This window comes from Scandinavium sp. M-37, assembly GCF_043558715.1.
In the GTDB taxonomy this organism is placed as follows: domain Bacteria; phylum Pseudomonadota; class Gammaproteobacteria; order Enterobacterales; family Enterobacteriaceae; genus Scandinavium; species Scandinavium vulneris_A.
In genome coordinates, this window is the sequence record NZ_JBIGIN010000004.1 from 161,066 (window position 1) to 178,317 (window position 17,252).

Sequence of the window (17,252 nt, forward strand, 5' to 3'; positions counted from 1 at the left end):
TGTAGCATGAAAAAAATAATCTTAGCGGCATCTGTCGCTCTACTGGCGCTTTCGCTTGGAAATATGCCGGCCTGGTCGCAGCCGTCAAAAGAAACATTACACAATAAAACCATCAGTCATGTTAATGATTTTTTCCCACGGGTGGACGGTTCATTTATTGGCGACCCGATGCCTGTTTATAATGATGGCATATTTGATATTTTTTATCTGAACGATGTTCGTGGTGGCAGCGATCTGGGCGTACACGCCATTCACCTGCTGTCGAGTGCTAATTTATATGATTATCAGAACCATTCGGAAGTAATTCCCTATGTCAACGACGTTGACGATCCTGAATTACTCTTGGGAACCGGTTCGATTATTAAAGTCGGCGATACCTGGCATGCCTGGTATACCGCACACAATGAAAATGTGTTTCCGGTTGAATCCATTATGCACGCGACCAGCAAAGACCGTCTTCACTGGATAAAACACCCACAGGATACGATCCTACCGGGCGGTAACTATCGAGGGAATGACTTCAGGGACCCTCATGTGGTTTGGGTTGAAGAAAAGAAAGAATATTGGATGTTGATTACCACGCGCAGCAACGGTCGCGGTGTTATTGCCCGGTACAGTTCAACCGATTTAAAGACCTGGGAAGACAGAGGTGTATTTTTTGATAACGACACCATTACCAGCAATGCCAACCTCGAATGCCCTACGCTTGTGTTCTTCAACGGACGTTGGTATCTCAGCTTTAGCGACCAATGGCCGCTACGCCTGACCCAATATCGGGTCGCGGATAATCCGGATGGGCCGTGGCGGAAAATGGATAATTATGTGGTCGATGGCTCGGGTTTTTACGCGGGTAAACTGGCGCTCAAAAACGATCGCCTGTTTGTTTTCGGCTGGATCCCCACCAAAGCGGGAAACCGCGATAGCGGCAACATTGACTGGGCAGGAAATCTGGTTGCTCATGAGCTAACGGCAGATGACAAGGGTCAGCTCAATAGCATTCTCCCGCAGGAGCTTGAAACGGTCATCAACGACAACCCGGGTCCGGTGACGACCTTAGAGAACGATAAAAGGCTAAAAACGGCAACGCCGTTCGGTCCCTTACAGTCTGCGGTGTATCCACCCCTGCCCAAACGAGGTGAGTTAAGCGCCACCATTGATATTCCCTCTGCCGGAATGGTCATGAGCTTTGGCCTGGCGGATGACAGAATCAGTGATGCAATGCTCAACGTTGTGTTCAATAAGAGCAAAGGTAAAGTCTATTTTTTCAATGCGCCGCTGGCGACAATTCACCTGGCTAACGCTGAATCCTGGGTGAATGTTCCGCTCGGTGAAAAAATTGAGTTACGTGTCCTGATTCAAAACTCAATTGCTGTTTTTTATATCAACAATAAAGCGGCATTCAGTACCCGAATGTACTCCATGCAGGATAAAGCATGGAGTATTAGCCTACCTCAAAACGATAATTTTCACGCGTCGCTGAAAATAAAAGAAATGATTTAACGGGATATTATTATGAAAAGTTATCATGCCCTGTCTGTTATTTTTTCTCTTCTGTTTCCGGCGCTGGCGAATGCGAGTATGAGTATCATGAAGGATTTGTCGGGAAACGTTATTGCCGTCGATCCGTGGTCATATCTGGATGAAGATGTCATGTGGACCTCAACGCGTTCCTCCAATCCTGCCGGTGGCCGCGTACATGGCCAGCTTAAAATGAAATATGCCATTGAGGATAATAACTGGCGGAACAGCCATTTCCACAGTGGCAATGATTCATTGACGTTTGTGCAAGGGGTGATGCGTCACGACGCGTTACCCGGTTGGTATCTGGCTTTCTCTGAGGGCAGAACCACCAACTATAACGGGCCATGGGAGGACCAGACTTACCTCAGCCAGAATCAGTGGACTCAGTTGATTATCGGCCATGAATATTTCTACAAGCGTCTGCGTTACGGTTGGGATGTTATGGGGGGAAGTGCGTCAATCGAGGATCGCTGGCAGGGACGCGTCAAATTCTTTACCGATTTGCGTGTTACCGACAATTTCTCATTCTTTAACTACCTGTATCAGCAGATTGACCATCGCCGCAGCGGTGGTTCGCAGAATGATCGTGACGTACGCTCATTTCAGATTGAACCTGGCGTCCAATATATTATTAACAACACCACCGGGGTCTGGTTTCGCCAGCAATTCGCCTCTTCTATTTTAGACCGCGCGCAATGGGGGGATATCGACGAAAAAAGCTGGACCACTTCATTTGGCGTCTGGCGCAACTGGGGGAAATTATCCACAACGCTCAGCGGCGGGTATGGACATTATAAGAAAAACAATGCTCAGCCTGAAGATGGTGAAGTTTTCCAGAATACTCGTAACCGATTCATGAAGGTGTCAGCAAACTACCCCTTAACCTCCCGTTTTACAGTGTCCGGGGAAGTTACCGGCGCCCTGATAAACCAGAGCGGTAGTTGGGTCACTAACGGTGATGCCATCACCACCGAATATAAGCTGATGCTGGATTATAACTTTTAACAAATACGTTAATTATCATTGAGGAAATGTCATGAATATCTGGACTCTTGGCGACGCGGTGGTCGATCTTCTACCGCTTTCAGATATGCAGTATCAAGCCTGCGCAGGAGGTGCCCCATTTAATGTTGCGGTCGGTACGGCACGTTTACGCTGCCAAAGTGGTTTTATTGGCCGAGTGGGTGAAGACGATTTTGGTCGTTTCCTAAAAAAAACGTTGTCTGACTCAGGCGTATCAACCGCCAGTCTGCAGTTAGATAGCGAGCACAGAACCAGTACGGTGCTGGTTTCACTCAACAGCGGTGGGGAGCGCGGATTTACATTTTTAACCAGCCCCTCAGCAGATCAATTTTTAACACCCGATGTCCTTCCAGACTTTAGCGACGATATTCTGCACTTTTGTTCTTTGGCGCTGGTCGGCGAAATTTGTCGTAATACGCTGATCACCGCTATCGGCAACGTTAAACAGCGCGGAGGATTACTGAGTTTCGATGTGAATTTACGCGAGCAAATGTGGCCTGATAAGCAAGCAATGGTCGAGACAGTACGCCATTTTTCATCGCAGGCCGACATTCTTAAACTCTCAGAAGAAGAATGGTACTGGCTTACAGACACCTACGATTTTACCTGTGCGCTTGACGCCCTTAAAGCACTCCCTGCTCAACTGAAAATCGTGACCTACGGGGCGCAAGGTGCCATGGTGATATGGCGACACAGCGTCATCCATTTCAACGGTTATACCATCGACAGTATTGATACGACCGGGGCTGGCGATGCTTTCGTCGCTGGCTTGCTGGCCTGGATTGCACATAATGGGATGCCAGAGCGTTTTGAACAGATACATCAGGCTATTGCTCAGGCCAGTGCCTGCGGTGCGCTCGCAACAACCCGCAAAGGTGCACTGACCGCACTGCCGGACAGCCACGCGCTTGATGCCTTTATTACTGAATTTTCGCTACCGGACTACGAGGTGAAAAACCGTTAATCATGATAACTGCAAGCTAAATGCTCATGTTGGTCGCACTAAAACGTAGTGGTTTGATGGATAGCATTAAGGAAAGGTAAGTTTGGAGCGGGTGAAGGGAATCGAACCCTCGTATGCAGCTTGGGAAGCTACCGTTCTACCATTGAACTACACCCGCATAAGGCGTCCCCGTGAAAGGGGTGAAGGCATTATAGACTTAACGCCTTCACTGACAAGCCTTTCTGCGTCTAAGTGGCGATAATATAACCGATTAGCACTTTGGCTTGCTGCCCTGTGGCGGTAAATAGCGCAGCGGATCGATGGCGGTGGCGCGATAGCGAATCTGGAAATGTAGCTTCACCGAATCGGCATCGCTGCTGCCCATGGTGGCAATCTGCTGGCCGATTTTCACCGATTGACCGTTATTGACCATCATTTTATCGTTGTGCGCATAGGCGGTGATGTAATCTTCACTGTGCTTAATCATGATCAGGTTACCGTAGCCGCGCAGCTGGTTGCCGACGTAGACCACCTTCCCTGCGCCCGAGGCATAAACCGGCTGACCGCGAGAGCCCGCGATATCAATCCCTTTATTGCCGCCATCGGCCGTGGAATAGGGCATCACCACTTTCCCACTTGTTGGCCAACGCCAGCAGCGTTGTCCCACCGGTGGCCATGACGACTGCGGTACCGCAGACGACGGCGTTACCTTCGCCGTGCGGCTACCGCCGGAAGATTTTTTCGTGCCCGAACTTCCTTTAACCTTCAGCCGCTGCCCGATTTCAATGGTGTACGGCGGCGAAATACCGTTCATGCGGGCCAGGTCTCGCACACTGGTTCCGGTCATGCGCGATATTTTAAATAAGGTATCGCCGCGTTTAACGGTGTAGACCCCGTCTGAGCCGGATTTATTGCCGGAACAACCAGCCAGAACCAGCCCAATAAACAGGCACAGAAATAGGCGTATAGGGTGTTTCATCAGGCGTCCTGCTCTCAAAGCGAGTCCTCGGTGTCAGTCAAACGGATGGCATATGATACCAGCCATAACCCGTATGCCAATGGTTAGCATGCTTTTTGATGAACGGTGTTTTGACAAAAGCTGCGGATATACCCTGGCATCAGGTTTCTCTGCCACACCGGGCATTCTGCCCGTTAGAGATTGTCGTATAATAGACCCAGCCCGTAGGTTGGGTCTTTCAGTCCGGAGAGGGTATGAGCAAGCAAGAACATGTGATTTTAGTCGATGAGCAGGGTGAGATTTGCGGCACACAGGAAAAGCATTCGGCCCATCATGCCTGTACCCCACTGCATCTGGCGTTTTCCTGCTGGCTGTTCAATGATCAGGGCCAATTGTTACTGACCCGTCGGGCGCTGGCGAAAAAAGCCTGGCCCGGAGTGTGGACCAACTCAGTTTGCGGTCACCCTCAGGAAGGTGAAACTTTTGAACAAGCGTTACGTCGCCGCTGTCGTTTTGAAGTGGGCGCTGAGTTGGCGGACATAACGCCGGTACTCCCGGCGTTTCGTTACCGTGAAACCGACCCGTCCGGTATCGTCGAGAATGAACTCTGCCCGGTCTACGCCGCGCGCCTGACTAACACGCTTGAACTCAATCACAACGAGGTACTTGAAGGCCGCTGGGTCTCGCCTCAGGCTATATTCGCTTCGCTGGATGCCACGCCCTGGGCTTTCAGTCCCTGGATGGTGTTACAGGCTAGCTCGCCGCAAATGCGAAAGCAGCTGACCCGTTTCGCGACACAACAGACATAAAAAAACCCCGAAGCCAAGACTTCGGGGTTTTCACTTTCTCAGAAACTTACTTGGTCGGACGCATTGCCGGGAACAGGATAACGTCACGGATAGTGTGGCTGTTGGTAAACAGCATAACCATACGGTCGATACCAATACCCAGACCTGCTGTCGGCGGCAGGCCGTGCTCCAGAGCGGTCACGTAGTCTTCGTCATAGAACATCGCTTCGTCATCGCCAGCAGCTTTCGCATTCACCTGATCCAGGAAGCGCTGCGCCTGATCTTCTGCATCGTTCAGCTCGCTAAAGCCGTTGCCGATTTCACGGCCGCCGATGAAGAATTCAAAGCGATCGGTAATTTCCGGGTTCTCGTCGTTACGACGCGCCAACGGAGACACTTCTGCCGGATATTCGGTGATGAAGGTTGGCTGAATCAGATGCGCTTCTGCAACTTCTTCGAAGATCTCAGTGACAACGCGGCCCAGACCCCAGCTCTTCTCAACTTTGATACCTACGTCAGCCGCAATGGCCTTCGCTGCTTCGAAGTTATCCAGATCGGCCATGTTGGTTTCCGGACGGTATTTCTTGATAGCTTCGCGCATGGTCAGCTTCACGAACGGTTTGCCGAAATCGAAGGTCTGCTCGCCATAGGGCACTTCAGTGTTGCCGAGGATGTTCTGTGCCAGCGTACGGAACAGGGATTCGGTCAGCTCGATCAGGTCTTTGTAATCCGCGTAAGCCATATAGAGTTCCATCATGGTGAACTCTGGGTTATGACGTACGGAGATACCTTCGTTACGGAAGTTACGGTTGATTTCGAACACACGTTCGAAGCCACCGACGACCAGACGCTTCAGATACAGTTCCGGCGCGATGCGCAGGTACATGTCGAGGTCCAGGGCATTGTGATGGGTAATGAACGGACGCGCAGATGCGCCACCCGGGATCACCTGCATCATCGGGGTTTCCACTTCCATAAAGCCACGGCCAACCATGAACTGGCGGATCCCGGCCAGGATCTGGGAACGGATCTGGAAGGTTTTGCGGGATTCATCGTTAGAGATGAGATCCAGGTAACGCTGACGGTAGCGCGCTTCCTGATCCTGCAGACCGTGGAATTTATCCGGCAGCGGACGCAGGGCTTTGGTCAGCAGACGCAGTTCAGTACAGTGGATGGACAGCTCACCGGTTTTGGTTTTGAACAGCTTACCTTTTGCGCCGAGAATATCGCCCAGGTCCCATTTCTTGAACTGGTCGTTATAAACGCCTTCAGGCAGATCGTCACGGGCCACGTACAGCTGAATGCGACCACCCACGTCCTGCAGAGTCACGAACGACGCTTTACCCATAATACGACGGGTCATCATGCGGCCAGCAACGGTCACTTCAACGTTCAGCGCTTCCAGCTCTTCATTTTCTTTTGCGCCGAATTCGGCGTGCAGCTGGTCGGAGATGTTTCCGCGACGGAAATCGTTCGGGAATGCAATGCCCTGCTCACGCAGCGCCGCCAGCTTCTCACGACGGGATTTCAGTTCGTTATTAAGATCGACGACTTCGTCAGCGCCCTGTGCTTGTTGTTCAGACATATTGGTTCCTCATAGCCCTGCTTTCAAACTTGCTTCGATAAATTGGTCGAGACTACCGTCCAGTACCGCCTGCGTATTGCGGGTTTCAACGCCGGTTCGCAAGTCTTTGATACGGGAATCGTCCAGTACGTAGGAACGAATCTGGCTGCCCCAACCGATATCCGATTTGTTTTCTTCCGCCGCCTGCTTCTCAGCATTTTTCTTCTGCATTTCCAGCTCGTACAGCTTCGCTTTCATCTGCTTCATCGCCTGATCTTTGTTCTTATGCTGCGAACGGTCGTTCTGGCACTGAGTCACGGTGTTAGTTGGAAGGTGGGTAATACGCACCGCAGATTCTGTACGGTTAACGTGCTGACCACCGGCACCGGAGGCGCGGTACACGTCGATACGCAAATCTGCCGGGTTGATTTCGATATCAATATCGTCGTCCACTTCCGGGTAGACAAACGCGGAACTGAAAGAGGTATGACGGCGACCGCCGGAGTCGAACGGGCTCTTACGCACCAGGCGGTGAACGCCTGTTTCGGTACGCAGCCAGCCAAAGGCGTATTCACCCTGAATACGGATAGTCACGGATTTGATGCCCGCCACTTCGCCTTCAGACTCTTCGATAATTTCGGTTTTGAAACCGCGAGCTTCAGCCCAGCGCAGATACATACGCATCAGCATGCTGGCCCAGTCCTGGGCTTCTGTGCCGCCGGAACCCGCCTGAATATCAAGGTAGCAATCGGCGCTGTCATATTCGCCGGAGAACATACGGCGGAATTCCAGCTGAGCCAGTTTTTCGTCGAGCACGTCAAGCTCGGCAACGGCTTCATTGAAGGTTTCTTCGTCATCGGCTTCAACAGCCAATTCCAGCAGGCCGGAGACGTCTTCCAAACCTTGCGCCATCTGATCGAGCGTGTCGACGATGGCTTCGAGTGAGGAACGCTCTTTACCCAGCGCCTGTGCGCGCTCGGGTTCGTTCCACACATCCGGCTGTTCCAGCTCGGCGTTTACTTCTTCCAGACGCTCTTTCTTGGCATCATAGTCAAAGATACCCCCTAAGAACGTCGGAGCGCTCCGTGAGGTCCTGAATGCGATTTTTTACCGGATTAATTTCAAACATGGTCGTTTATCTTTTCTGGGCTTGTAAAAATGCGGTGATAAGAGCGGGATTTTAACGGATCCACGCCCTTTTTTATAGGAAATACTGACGCTAAATTGGCCAGATATTGTCTATGATCAGTTGCAGGCTACGGTTTCCGCGAAACTCGTTAATATCGAGCTTGTAGGCCAGTTCCACTTCTCGCACGCCGTTGTCCGGCCAGCAGGCGGTATCCACGTTGAACGCAATACCGTCGAGCAGCGGCCCACCGCCCAGCGGTTCGACCATCACCTTCAGGTGACGCTCACCGACCAGCCGCTGTTGCAGCAGACGGAACCGCCCATCAAATAGCGGTTCCGGGAACATCTGGCCCCACGGACCGGCATCCCGCAGCATCTGCGCGATTTCCATGGTCATTTCTGCCGCCGCTAATGGGCCGTCGGATACCACTTCGCCCTGTAACAGGGCCGGATCCAGCCATTCTGTTACCAGCTCACCAAAACGCTGTTGGAACGCATCAAATTGCGCTTCTTCCAGAGACAACCCCGCCGCCATCGCGTGACCGCCGAACTTGATCATCATGCCCGGATACAGCGTATCGAGACGTTCCAGGGCATCACGCATGTGCAGGCCCTGAATCGACCGCCCGGAACCTTTCAGCGTACCGTCGCCCGCAGGGGCAAAGGCAATCACCGGTCGATGAAAACGCTCTTTGATGCGTGAGGCCAGAATGCCCACCACGCCCTGATGCCATTCAGGGTGGTACATCGCCAGGCCGCCGGGCAGCGCTTCACTGCTGCGCTCGAGTTTCTCGCACAGGGTCAAGGCTTCAGCCTGCATCCCCTGCTCAATCTCTTTGCGGGTCTGGTTCAGCGCATCCAGCTCATTGGCCAGCTGACGCGCTTCGCCGATGTTGTCGCTCAGCAGCAGCGCCACCCCGACGGACATATCGTCCAGACGACCGGCGGCGTTCAGACGGGGTCCGAGCGCAAAACCTAAATCGCTGGCCGCCAGTTTTTGCGCGTTCCGATTAGACACTTCCAGCAGCGCCTTAATACCTGGCCGACACTTCCCGGCGCGGATACGGCTCAGTCCTTGCCATGTCAGAATGCGGTTATTGGCATCGAGCGGAACCACATCCGCGACGGTGCCCAGCGCCACTAAATCGAGCAACTCGGCCAGATTAGGCACCGCAATGCCCTGGGCCTCGAACCAGCCCCGATCGCGCAAATGGGTACGCAGCGCCAGCATCAGGTAAAAAGCGACGCCAACGCCCGCCAGTGATTTCGACGGGAAGGCGCAATCGCGCAGGTTCGGGTTGATGATGGCCTCTGCCGCAGGCAGCGTATCGCCAGGCAGGTGGTGATCGGTCACCAGCACCGGGATGCCCAGCGCATGGGCCCTGTCGACCCCTGCATGGGAGGAAATCCCGTTGTCGACGGTCAGGATAAGCTGCGCGCCACGGGCATGCGCCTGATCGACGACTTCCGGACTCAGACCGTAGCCATCTTCAAACCGGTTCGGCACCAGATAGGTGACATTACTGCAACCGAGCTGGCGCAGGCCCAGCACGCTCAGCGCGGTGCTGGTGGCACCATCGGCATCAAAATCGCCCACCACCACAATCCGCAGCCCTTCGCGAAAGGCGTTATAAAGCACCTCGACCGCCTTCTCCACGCCGGAAAGCTGTTGCCACGGCAACATACCTTTCACGCTACGCTCAAGGTCGGTGGCGCTCAGAACGCCACGGCTGGCATACAGGCGCTGGAGCAAGGGCGGAAGATCCGCAGGCAGTTGCGCCGAGCTGTCCACTTCCCGGCGACGAAGCTGTATTGGTTGTTTCACGCCGATTATTTACCGCTGGTCTGTTTTTTGTGTTCGTCGAGGAAGGCTTTCATTTCCTGCGGCCCCTGATAACCTGGCACGACGTAGCCATCGTTCAGCACGATAGCCGGAGTGCCGTTCACGCCGAACTGCACGCCGAGCGCGTAGTGTTTCGCGATATCAATGTCACAGCTGGCAGGCTGTACGCCTTTGCCGTTCATCGCGTCATCGAAGGCTTTGTTGCGGTCTTTCGCACACCAGATAGATTTCATGTCCTGCTCGGCCGGGCTTTGCACGCCCTGACGCGGGAAGGCCAGATAGCGTACGGTAATCCCCAGCGCGTTGTAGTCTTTCATCTCTTCATGCAGCTTGTGGCAATAGCCGCAGGTGATGTCGGTAAACACGGTAATCACGTGCTTTTCCTGCGCGGCTTTGTAGACAATCATCTCTTTATCCAGCGCGTTCAGTTTCCCCATCAGCAGCTGGTTGGTCACGTTCACCGGATGCGCGCCGCTGACGTCATACATCGGGCCCTGGATAATGTGCTTGCCATCTTCGGTCACGTACAACACGCCGCTGTTGGTCAGCACGGTTTTCATGCCCGATACCGGGGAAGTCTGGATATCCGTGCTCTGCACGCCCAATTTTGCCAGCGACTTCTGAACGGCCGCATCGTCAGCGTGAGCAGTGCCGCAAAGTGCAGCTGCCAGCAGGGAGAACATCGCTAAACTTTTTTTCATAACCTTTCCTGTGTATTCCGTTATCAGCTCACGCTCGAGGGTGATGCTGTTGATGAAGTTGCCGCAGCCGCTCGGTGGCGACGTGCGTGTAAATTTGAGTGGTCGACAGGTCGCTATGCCCAAGCAGCATCTGCACCACGCGCAAGTCTGCGCCGTGGTTGAGCAGATGGGTGGCAAACGCATGGCGCAGCACGTGCGGGGACAGTTTTTCACTGTCGATTCCCGCCAGCACCGCATAGTGTTTAATACGGTGCCAGAAGGTCTGGCGCGTCATCTGCTGCGCGCGCTGGCTGGGAAACAGCACATCAATGGATATCCCGTTTAACAACCAGGGACGACCGTGTTCGAGGTAGTTCTCCAGCCAGTACACCGCCTCTTCGCCAAGCGGGACTAGCCGTTCTTTATTGCCCTTGCCAATGACCCGCACCACGCCCTGTCGCAGACTGATATCACTCATCGTCAGCCCAACTAACTCCGTCACACGAAGTCCGGTGGCGTACAGCACTTCCAGCATCGCTTTATCGCGCAATTCCAATGGAATATCGACCACCGGCGCCTGGAGCAGGCGACTGACCTGCGCCTCGCTCAGATCTTTCGGCAAACGCTGCGGCAGCTTCGGCGAGGCCAACAGGGCGCTGGGATCGTCAGGGCGCAGTTTTTCCCGGTACAGATGCTGAAAAAAGCGACGCATCGCACTCAGCAAACGCGCCGAACTGGTAGCCTTGTAGCCGCCTTCGACACGCTCCGCCAGCAGCTGTTGCAGGTCCGAACCCTGCACGGTTTCGCTCGACAGGCCGTGCTTATGCAGCCATTCGACCACCATGGTTAAATCGCGTCGATAGGCGCTGAGCGTGTTCTCAGCGAGATTTTTCTCCAGCCAAAGCGCATCGAGAAAATGTTCGATTTGTGCGAGATCCTTTTCCACATCAGCCTCCTGGAAGCGGCATTCAGCCTCATTATGCCTTAAGGTGGCACCTTTCTGATACACTAGCGCGAAGACATAGCAAGCACTGAGAGTTTTCGCGATGAAAATTGGACTGTTTTACGGTTCCAGTACCTGTTACACCGAAATGGCGGCGGAGAAGATCCGCGACATAATCGGCGCAGAGCTGGTGACGTTGCATAATCTGAAAGATGATTCCCCGGCGCTGATGGAGCAGTATGACGTGCTGATCCTCGGCATTCCCACCTGGGATTTTGGTGAGATTCAGGAAGACTGGGAAGCGGTCTGGGAACAGCTGGATAACCTGAAACTGGACGGTAAAATCGTGGCACTTTACGGCATGGGCGACCAGTTAGGCTACGGCGAGTGGTTCCTCGACGCCCTGGGTATGCTGCATGACAAGCTCGCCACCAAAGCCGTGAAGTTCATCGGCTACTGGCCGACGGAAGGCTATGAGTTCACCAGCCCGAAACCGGTCATTGCCGATGGCCAACTGTTTGTCGGCCTGGCGCTGGATGAGACCAATCAATACGACCTCAGCGACGAGCGTCTGCAAAGCTGGTGCGAACAGATCCTCGGCGAAATGGCCGAACAGTTCTCCTGACGTTATCGTTACTGTTGCGCTGGCTGTTGTAAAATCGTCCGGCGCAAATCCCGCCACTCCCCCGAATCCATGCTGTCTGCCGCCAGCCACAGGTGCGTTTTCTTACGACTACCAACCCGACGCAGGCGCAGCATCATGCCGCTATTCAGCACCCAGGGCGTGCCGAGCAGATCCCACTCCTGGTTTTGCCAGCGCAGACGGGAATCCATCAGCAGTTTTATCTCCCCCTGACAGCTGTTAATTCTCCGCTGGCTGCGCACGCAGTCAAACACCACCAGCGACAGCAACAGGAGCCATAACGGGGTGTAGTTTAGCGGCCAGGGCATCAGCAAGATAAAACCCGCCACCAGACCGTGGAGTAATAAAGAGACCCACTGCGCGCGCCATGAGACGCGTAAATCAGATTGCCACAGGACCACGTTCCCGATTCCGTGTTTGAATAAGTTGCACCATCCGTTGCAGTTCCGCATCCGCAGGCTTGCCGTGATTCATCAGCCAGTTAAACAGATCCGGGTCATCACTTTCCAGAAGGCGAATAAACAGCGCTTTATCGCTGTCGCTCAGCGTGTCGTACTCATACTCAAAAAACGGCATGATGGAAATATCGAGCTCGCGCATTCCCCGACGGCATGCCCAATGGATTCTGGCTTTATTGTTGATGTCCATGTTGTCCTTCCTGAATATCGATACAGAGTAGTTTAACGCGTTTTATTCACTTACTTTACAGGAATATTGTTTAATGCGGCGCGGTTTCAGAGAAATACCTCACGAACTGAAGGGTGTTACATTATTTTCCGCGCCGCGCCGTAAAACAGAATAATGGCACAAATGGGCTTCGGAAAGCGCTTGCAATGCGCAATAGCTCTTTTACCATTAGTCATTAACGTTGCGTTAAGCTATTCAGGATATGACTATGGCTTTTACTCCTTTTCCTCCGCGTCAGCCCTCTTCTTCTGCACGTCTGCCGTTAACGCTGATGACCCTCGATGACTGGGCGCTGGCGACCATTACCGGCAAAGACGGCGAAAGTTATCTGCAAGGCCAGGTGACGGCGGATGTCGCGCAAATGACTGAGCACCAGCATTTACTGGTGGCGCACTGTGATGCCAAAGGCAAAATGTGGAGCAATCTGCGTCTGTTCCGCGAGCCGGAAGGTTTTGCCTGGATTGAGCGTCGTAGCCTGCGCGATTTACAGCTGACCGAACTCAAAAAATACGCGGTGTTCTCGAAGGTCACCATTGCCGCTGACGACACTCGTGTGCTGCTGGGCGTGGCCGGCTTCCAGGCCCGTGCCGCACTGGCGAACGTTTTTTCCACCCTGCCTGACGGCGAGAATCAGGTTGTTCGCGACGGCGACAGCGCCCTGCTGTGGCTGGAACACCCTGCCGAGCGTTTCTTACTGGTCGTCAGTGAAGAAACCGCCCAACGCGTCACCGACGCATTGCGTGGCGAAGCAGCACTGAATAACAGCCAGCAGTGGCTGGCCCTCAATATTGAGGCGGGTTTACCGGTAATCGACACCGTTAACAGCGCGCAGTTTATTCCACAGGCGACCAATATTCAGGCACTGGGCGGCATCAGCTTTAAGAAAGGCTGCTATACCGGCCAGGAAATGGTGGCGCGCGCGAAATTCCGCGGAGCCAACAAACGCGCGCTATGGTCGTTGGCAGGCAGTGCCAGCCGCGTACCGGAAGCGGGTGAAGACCTGGAAATGCAAATGGGTGAGAACTGGCGTCGCACCGGTACGGTTCTGGCTGCTGTGCAGTTGGATGACGGCAGCGTGCGTGTTCAGGTGGTCATGAACAACGATATGGAGCCCGACAGCGTCTTCCGCGTGCGTGAGGATTCCGGCTCGCTGCGCATTGAACCTCTGCCATACTCACTCGAAGACGTCTGACTGACCTGTCGCCGGATTAATTCCCCCGGCGACAGCAATTTTATACAAAGCCAATGCGGAGGGGTGACATGAAGCTGAACATCAAAGAACAAACCCACTTCCATCGCATCGACGCTCTGGGCGGCATCGACATGCTGCAGGCGCGCTATTACAAACAGCGTTTTGCCCGCCATGTGCATGACACCTTCTGCATTGGTGTTATCGATCAGGGTGCCCAACGCTTTTACCGTTCTGGTGCTGAACACGTTGCGCCGCGCGGCGATATCATCATCGTCAACGCAGATGACGTGCATACCGGCAGTTCTGAACTGGAGCATGGCTGGGCCTATCGCGCCATCTATCCTCACCCGGATATGCTGAACAATATTCTCCGTCAGGTGCCGGACGGTAAAGATTTTATACCGTGGTTTCCTGATGCCGTGATCCACGATCCCGGACTTTCAGAACAGCTATTGCTGACTTTCAGCATGCTCGACAAAGAAGGCAATAACCTACTGAAAGAGACGCTGTTGCTCTCCTCTCTGACGCTGCTGAGCGTTCGCTATAGCCGCACGCGAAAGGCTCCGCTTGAGCTGCCTGCCGCCACTCAACGTATTTTGCGGGCGAAAGATTTCATCGACAGTTGCCCGGAGGAAGACCATACCCTGACCCGCTTAGCCGAACTGGCCGGGCTCAGCCATTGGCATTTTCTCAGGCAATTCAAAGCGGTCACAGGCATGACGCCGCATGCGTATCTGGTTCAGGCCCGGCTGCGTAAAGCCCGCACCCTGCTGCGCCAGGGCTTAACCATCCTCGATACCTCCATTATCTGCGGCTTCACTGACCAAAGTCATTTCCATCGCCATTTCAAAAACTCTATCGGCCTGACGCCGGGGGAATTCCTCAAGGCCTGATTCTGTATAGCCAAAATAATTCGAGTTGCATTGAGGTAGCAAGGCAGATCATCCCGATGAGCTTACATGAGTCAGTGATTTGGGTGCGCGAACGCGACCAACAAAGATGCGGCTTGAAGTATGACGGCTATAAGCAATAACGTTCAATACTCTATCCTGTGGGTCATATAGCGTTAACGGCATGTCCTGACACCAGTTAACGTCCCCATGAGAAAAGCCATTGTTGAATCCAGCTCGTATGAAGAGCTGCAAACCTCGTCGCGTTCATCGTTCATGCGTGGTGCAATTGAAATGCTACCACTCTGCGTGTCGGTTATTCCGTGGGGGATCCTCGCCGGTTCGATGGCCATTCAGGCCGGGCTGACGTTCTGGCAGAGCATCGGCATGTCCGCCATCATTTTCGCCGGTGCCGCACAGCTGGTGACGCTGGGGATGACCATGACCGGGGCCAGCGTATTAACAATTATTGTGTCGGTGTTTTTTATAACCTCACAGCACTTTATTTATGGCCTGACGCTGCGGGAATTTGTCTCCTGCCTGAAAACCAAATTACGTCTGCCCATTGGTTTTTTACTCACCGATGAATTATTCGCCCTCAGCGAAACGAAGGATAAACGCACGGAATTAACCCCGGGTTATATGATTGGCGCCGGGCTGACGTTTTATCTTTCATGGAATATTTTCAGTTTCATGGGGATTATTATGGCCTCGTCGGTGCCGAATCTTGATGAATACCATCTGGATTATTCCATCGTCGCCACCTTTATTACCATCGTCGTGCCGATGGTGAAGAAATTGAGCACCCTGGCGGGGGTAGTGATTTCACTGGTTCTGTCGATGGTGCTGAGCTACTACCAATTCGAAGGCGCGATTGTGCTGGCGGGTCTGGGCGGCATGTTCTGTTCGGTGGTTATCTCTGGCATCCTCAAGGAGAAGTAAATGAGTTGGTATTTAATTCTGACCCTGGCCGCCATTGTCTTTTTTAATCGCTACGTTTTTCTTGAGCCTAACGTTCCGCTGAAAATACCGGGCCTGATTAATAAAGCACTGAAATATTCGGCACCTTGTTTGCTGACTGCTATTTGCGGCCCGATTATTTTAATGGACCACGGCGTCATTCGGGAATTCCCGCTGAATCCCTATTTTCTGGGGGCAGTCATCAGCGTGGTGATTGCGCTGGTTATCCGGAATATTGTCAGCGCGGTTTTATTGAGCCTCGCGGTGTTTTATCTCATTAACCATTTTCTTCAGTAAGTCTCAACAGGAGCGATTATGCGTCGTCCAGTAAAAGGATATCACCAGTCAACGGAAATAAGGCGGTCATATGAAATCCTGCCTTTTCAGGGAGTATGGACGTGGCTTACCGGAAAAGAGCTGCCAGAGCGCAAACCGTTATGGCAAAGCAATTCCACCGAAAGAGTATTGTGGTCGCTGAGCTGGGTGGTAGTGGGTGTGGCGCTAACCGCGCTGTCAGTTTTCTCCCTCCAAAATACTGCGCTGCAACTCCTGTGTTGGTTGATTGGCGCACTCTTTGCGACGTCGGGAGCACGTTACATCGTCGCCACCATTATTCACCATGGCGTGCACGGGCATCTGTATAAATCGCAAACGGTGAATAAAGTCCTGTGCGAAATTCTGTCGACGCTGTTCATTGTTCAGCCGTATGAATCCTATCGCCAGTTTCACGTTTATGAGCATCACGGCCGCGAATTTTCGACCTTTGATGATAAGGATCTCGCCGCCATTTATCAGCTTGGCTTTACGCCGGGCAAAAAGAAATCGGCGCTGTACACCCGGCTGATCCTGACCCTGCTGAGCCCAAAATTCCATTTGGTCTTCTTCTATGGTCGGCTTAAATCCAATCTGATTGGGGTGCCGCTTTACCGGCTGATGATGACCCTGGCGTGGCTGGCGACCCTCGGCTGCGTGAGTTATTTGCTTGGCGTGGCGGGAACGGTGTTAATCCTGGTGCTGCCTTTCGTGGTGCTGTACCAGATGGCTTCGCTGATGCACCTGATAACCGAACACGTCTGGCTGGTGCGTAAAGAGGGTGAATCGGTCCGCGACAGCCACATCAATAACTGCCTGGCACGCTTCTGTGGGTCGGCATGCCCGCCGGATTTCAGCGTTAAGCAATGGGGCCGCTGGGGCAAATGGGCCGCCATGCATCTGTTTGTCCACTTGCCAAGCCGGATGCTGATTGTGCAGGGGTCACTGGTGTGTCACGACTGGCATCACCGCTTCGGCAGCGTGCGCCAGTGGTACGACTACGCGCAACTGCGCGAACGCCATGCGCAGAAGCTCTCTGCGGAGGAGAAGTATGACTACATCGATATCTGGGGTGTGCATAACGCGCTGGATTATGTGCTCAGTTCACTGAGCGAGGAACAAGAAGTGGAGATTGAGCATTTGGCTTATCGCCTGAATTAACCGTTAACCCTCTGTC

At 53.4% G+C, this 17,252-nt stretch carries 18 protein-coding genes and 1 tRNA gene; 10 read left to right on the top strand and 9 right to left on the bottom strand.

Annotated elements, in window-relative coordinates; genetic code table 11:
• The first annotated feature begins 6 nt into the window (after window positions 1-6).
• The 3 genes from ACG0Z5_RS05310 to ACG0Z5_RS05320 are packed head-to-tail and all read left to right on the top strand — an operon-like array spanning window position 7 to window position 3,508.
• Window positions 7-1,500, top strand: coding sequence for a family 43 glycosylhydrolase (locus ACG0Z5_RS05310; protein WP_394445897.1), 1,494 nt, complete (start codon window positions 7-9; stop codon window positions 1,498-1,500).
• A gap of 12 nt (window positions 1,501-1,512) precedes the next feature.
• Complete coding sequence (locus ACG0Z5_RS05315) at window positions 1,513-2,526, top strand: OmpG porin family protein (RefSeq protein WP_394445898.1); 1,014 nt, start codon at window positions 1,513-1,515, stop codon at window positions 2,524-2,526.
• A gap of 31 nt (window positions 2,527-2,557) precedes the next feature.
• The gene (locus ACG0Z5_RS05320; RefSeq protein WP_394445899.1) at window positions 2,558-3,508 is read left to right on the top strand and encodes an aminoimidazole riboside kinase; all 951 of its coding nucleotides are present in this window, start codon (window positions 2,558-2,560) and stop codon (window positions 3,506-3,508) included.
• Window positions 3,509-3,591: 83 nt separating this feature from the next.
• Here ACG0Z5_RS05320 and ACG0Z5_RS05325 read toward each other — a convergent pair.
• Together ACG0Z5_RS05325 and actS are read right to left on the bottom strand one after the other, a co-directional pair.
• Window positions 3,592-3,665 (bottom strand) — tRNA-Gly (locus ACG0Z5_RS05325).
• A gap of 93 nt (window positions 3,666-3,758) precedes the next feature.
• Window positions 3,759-4,466: an amidase activator ActS gene (gene actS, locus ACG0Z5_RS05330; RefSeq protein WP_394445900.1), complete on the bottom strand. Its 708-nt coding sequence runs from the start codon at window positions 4,464-4,466 to the stop codon at window positions 3,759-3,761.
• 233 nt (window positions 4,467-4,699) lie between these two features.
• Between actS and idi the strand changes: the two genes are divergently transcribed.
• Window positions 4,700-5,254 (top strand): isopentenyl-diphosphate Delta-isomerase, encoded by a 555-nt coding sequence (idi, locus tag ACG0Z5_RS05335; RefSeq protein WP_394445901.1) that lies wholly within the window; start codon window positions 4,700-4,702, stop codon window positions 5,252-5,254.
• Between the two features lie 46 nt (window positions 5,255-5,300).
• On the opposite strand, the gene lysS is transcribed toward idi, so the two are convergent.
• From lysS to xerD, 5 genes are all read right to left on the bottom strand, one after another.
• Window positions 5,301-6,818 carry a lysine--tRNA ligase gene (gene lysS, locus ACG0Z5_RS05340; protein WP_394445902.1) on the bottom strand — a complete coding sequence of 506 codons (1,518 nt, stop codon included), beginning with the start codon at window positions 6,816-6,818 and terminating at the stop codon, window positions 5,301-5,303.
• Window positions 6,819-6,827: 9 nt separating this feature from the next.
• A protein-coding gene (gene prfB / locus ACG0Z5_RS05345; protein ID WP_319628516.1) for a peptide chain release factor 2 occupies window positions 6,828-7,926 on the bottom strand; the annotation gives its coding sequence in 2 pieces (ribosomal slippage) (window positions 6,828-7,850 and window positions 7,852-7,926; 1,098 coding nt in all).
• A 90-nt stretch (window positions 7,927-8,016) separates the two neighbouring features.
• The gene (recJ, locus tag ACG0Z5_RS05350) at window positions 8,017-9,750 is read right to left on the bottom strand and encodes a single-stranded-DNA-specific exonuclease RecJ (RefSeq protein WP_394445903.1); all 1,734 of its coding nucleotides are present in this window, start codon (window positions 9,748-9,750) and stop codon (window positions 8,017-8,019) included.
• 5 nt (window positions 9,751-9,755) lie between these two features.
• Entirely contained in the window at window positions 9,756-10,469 is a 714-nt protein-coding gene (gene dsbC / locus ACG0Z5_RS05355; protein ID WP_394445904.1) for a bifunctional protein-disulfide isomerase/oxidoreductase DsbC, read from the bottom strand.
• A gap of 28 nt (window positions 10,470-10,497) precedes the next feature.
• Window positions 10,498-11,394, bottom strand: coding sequence for a site-specific tyrosine recombinase XerD (xerD, locus tag ACG0Z5_RS05360; protein WP_394445905.1), 897 nt, complete (start codon window positions 11,392-11,394; stop codon window positions 10,498-10,500).
• A 100-nt stretch (window positions 11,395-11,494) separates the two neighbouring features.
• Between xerD and fldB the strand changes: the two genes are divergently transcribed.
• Window positions 11,495-12,016: a flavodoxin FldB gene (gene fldB / locus ACG0Z5_RS05365; protein WP_394445906.1), complete on the top strand. Its 522-nt coding sequence runs from the start codon at window positions 11,495-11,497 to the stop codon at window positions 12,014-12,016.
• Between the two features lie 8 nt (window positions 12,017-12,024).
• On the opposite strand, the gene ACG0Z5_RS05370 is transcribed toward fldB, so the two are convergent.
• Together ACG0Z5_RS05370 and sdhE are read right to left on the bottom strand one after the other, a co-directional pair.
• Window positions 12,025-12,435 carry a protein YgfX gene (locus ACG0Z5_RS05370; protein WP_394445907.1) on the bottom strand — a complete coding sequence of 137 codons (411 nt, stop codon included), beginning with the start codon at window positions 12,433-12,435 and terminating at the stop codon, window positions 12,025-12,027.
• The gene (sdhE, locus tag ACG0Z5_RS05375) at window positions 12,416-12,682 is read right to left on the bottom strand and encodes an FAD assembly factor SdhE (RefSeq protein ID WP_394445909.1); all 267 of its coding nucleotides are present in this window, start codon (window positions 12,680-12,682) and stop codon (window positions 12,416-12,418) included. The genes ACG0Z5_RS05370 and sdhE overlap by 20 nt, the downstream gene beginning before the upstream one ends.
• A 247-nt stretch (window positions 12,683-12,929) precedes the next feature.
• Between sdhE and ygfZ the strand changes: the two genes are divergently transcribed.
• The 5 genes from ygfZ to ACG0Z5_RS05400 all read left to right on the top strand — a co-directional run bounded on the left by ygfZ (window position 12,930) and on the right by ACG0Z5_RS05400 (window position 17,236).
• Window positions 12,930-13,913, top strand: a complete 984-nt coding sequence (gene ygfZ, locus ACG0Z5_RS05380) for a tRNA-modifying protein YgfZ (protein ID WP_394445910.1) — start codon at window positions 12,930-12,932, stop codon at window positions 13,911-13,913.
• Between the two features lie 68 nt (window positions 13,914-13,981).
• Window positions 13,982-14,806 (top strand): AraC family ligand binding domain-containing protein, encoded by an 825-nt coding sequence (locus ACG0Z5_RS05385; protein ID WP_394445912.1) that lies wholly within the window; start codon window positions 13,982-13,984, stop codon window positions 14,804-14,806.
• Window positions 14,807-15,079: 273 nt separating this feature from the next.
• Window positions 15,080-15,745, top strand: coding sequence for an AzlC family ABC transporter permease (locus tag ACG0Z5_RS05390; protein ID WP_394445963.1), 666 nt, complete (start codon window positions 15,080-15,082; stop codon window positions 15,743-15,745).
• The gene (locus tag ACG0Z5_RS05395) at window positions 15,746-16,060 is read left to right on the top strand and encodes an AzlD domain-containing protein (RefSeq protein ID WP_394445914.1); all 315 of its coding nucleotides are present in this window, start codon (window positions 15,746-15,748) and stop codon (window positions 16,058-16,060) included.
• A gap of 18 nt (window positions 16,061-16,078) precedes the next feature.
• Window positions 16,079-17,236 carry a fatty acid desaturase gene (locus ACG0Z5_RS05400; protein WP_394445916.1) on the top strand — a complete coding sequence of 386 codons (1,158 nt, stop codon included), beginning with the start codon at window positions 16,079-16,081 and terminating at the stop codon, window positions 17,234-17,236.
• Window positions 17,237-17,252: the final 16 nt, after the last annotated feature.

What these genes read in the sequence shown, in the direction of transcription:
- ACG0Z5_RS05385 (WP_394445912.1), top strand. Translation starts at nt 13,982, where the DNA reads ATGAAGCTGAACATCAAAGAACAAACCCACTTCCATCGCATCGACGCT.
- ACG0Z5_RS05400 (WP_394445916.1), top strand. Translation starts at nt 16,079, where the DNA reads ATGCGTCGTCCAGTAAAAGGATATCACCAGTCAACGGAAATAAGGCGG.
- ygfZ (WP_394445910.1), top strand. Translation starts at nt 12,930, where the DNA reads ATGGCTTTTACTCCTTTTCCTCCGCGTCAGCCCTCTTCTTCTGCACGT.
- fldB (WP_394445906.1), top strand. Translation starts at nt 11,495, where the DNA reads ATGAAAATTGGACTGTTTTACGGTTCCAGTACCTGTTACACCGAAATG.
- sdhE (WP_394445909.1), bottom strand. Translation starts at nt 12,682, where the DNA reads ATGGACATCAACAATAAAGCCAGAATCCATTGGGCATGCCGTCGGGGA.
- ACG0Z5_RS05320 (WP_394445899.1), top strand. Translation starts at nt 2,558, where the DNA reads ATGAATATCTGGACTCTTGGCGACGCGGTGGTCGATCTTCTACCGCTT.
- dsbC (WP_394445904.1), bottom strand. Translation starts at nt 10,469, where the DNA reads ATGAAAAAAAGTTTAGCGATGTTCTCCCTGCTGGCAGCTGCACTTTGC.
- ACG0Z5_RS05315 (WP_394445898.1), top strand. Translation starts at nt 1,513, where the DNA reads ATGAAAAGTTATCATGCCCTGTCTGTTATTTTTTCTCTTCTGTTTCCG.
- ACG0Z5_RS05310 (WP_394445897.1), top strand. Translation starts at nt 7, where the DNA reads ATGAAAAAAATAATCTTAGCGGCATCTGTCGCTCTACTGGCGCTTTCG.
- idi (WP_394445901.1), top strand. Translation starts at nt 4,700, where the DNA reads ATGAGCAAGCAAGAACATGTGATTTTAGTCGATGAGCAGGGTGAGATT.
- ACG0Z5_RS05390 (WP_394445963.1), top strand. Translation starts at nt 15,080, where the DNA reads ATGCGTGGTGCAATTGAAATGCTACCACTCTGCGTGTCGGTTATTCCG.
- actS (WP_394445900.1), bottom strand. Translation starts at nt 4,466, where the DNA reads ATGAAACACCCTATACGCCTATTTCTGTGCCTGTTTATTGGGCTGGTT.
- lysS (WP_394445902.1), bottom strand. Translation starts at nt 6,818, where the DNA reads ATGTCTGAACAACAAGCACAGGGCGCTGACGAAGTCGTCGATCTTAAT.
- ACG0Z5_RS05395 (WP_394445914.1), top strand. Translation starts at nt 15,746, where the DNA reads ATGAGTTGGTATTTAATTCTGACCCTGGCCGCCATTGTCTTTTTTAAT.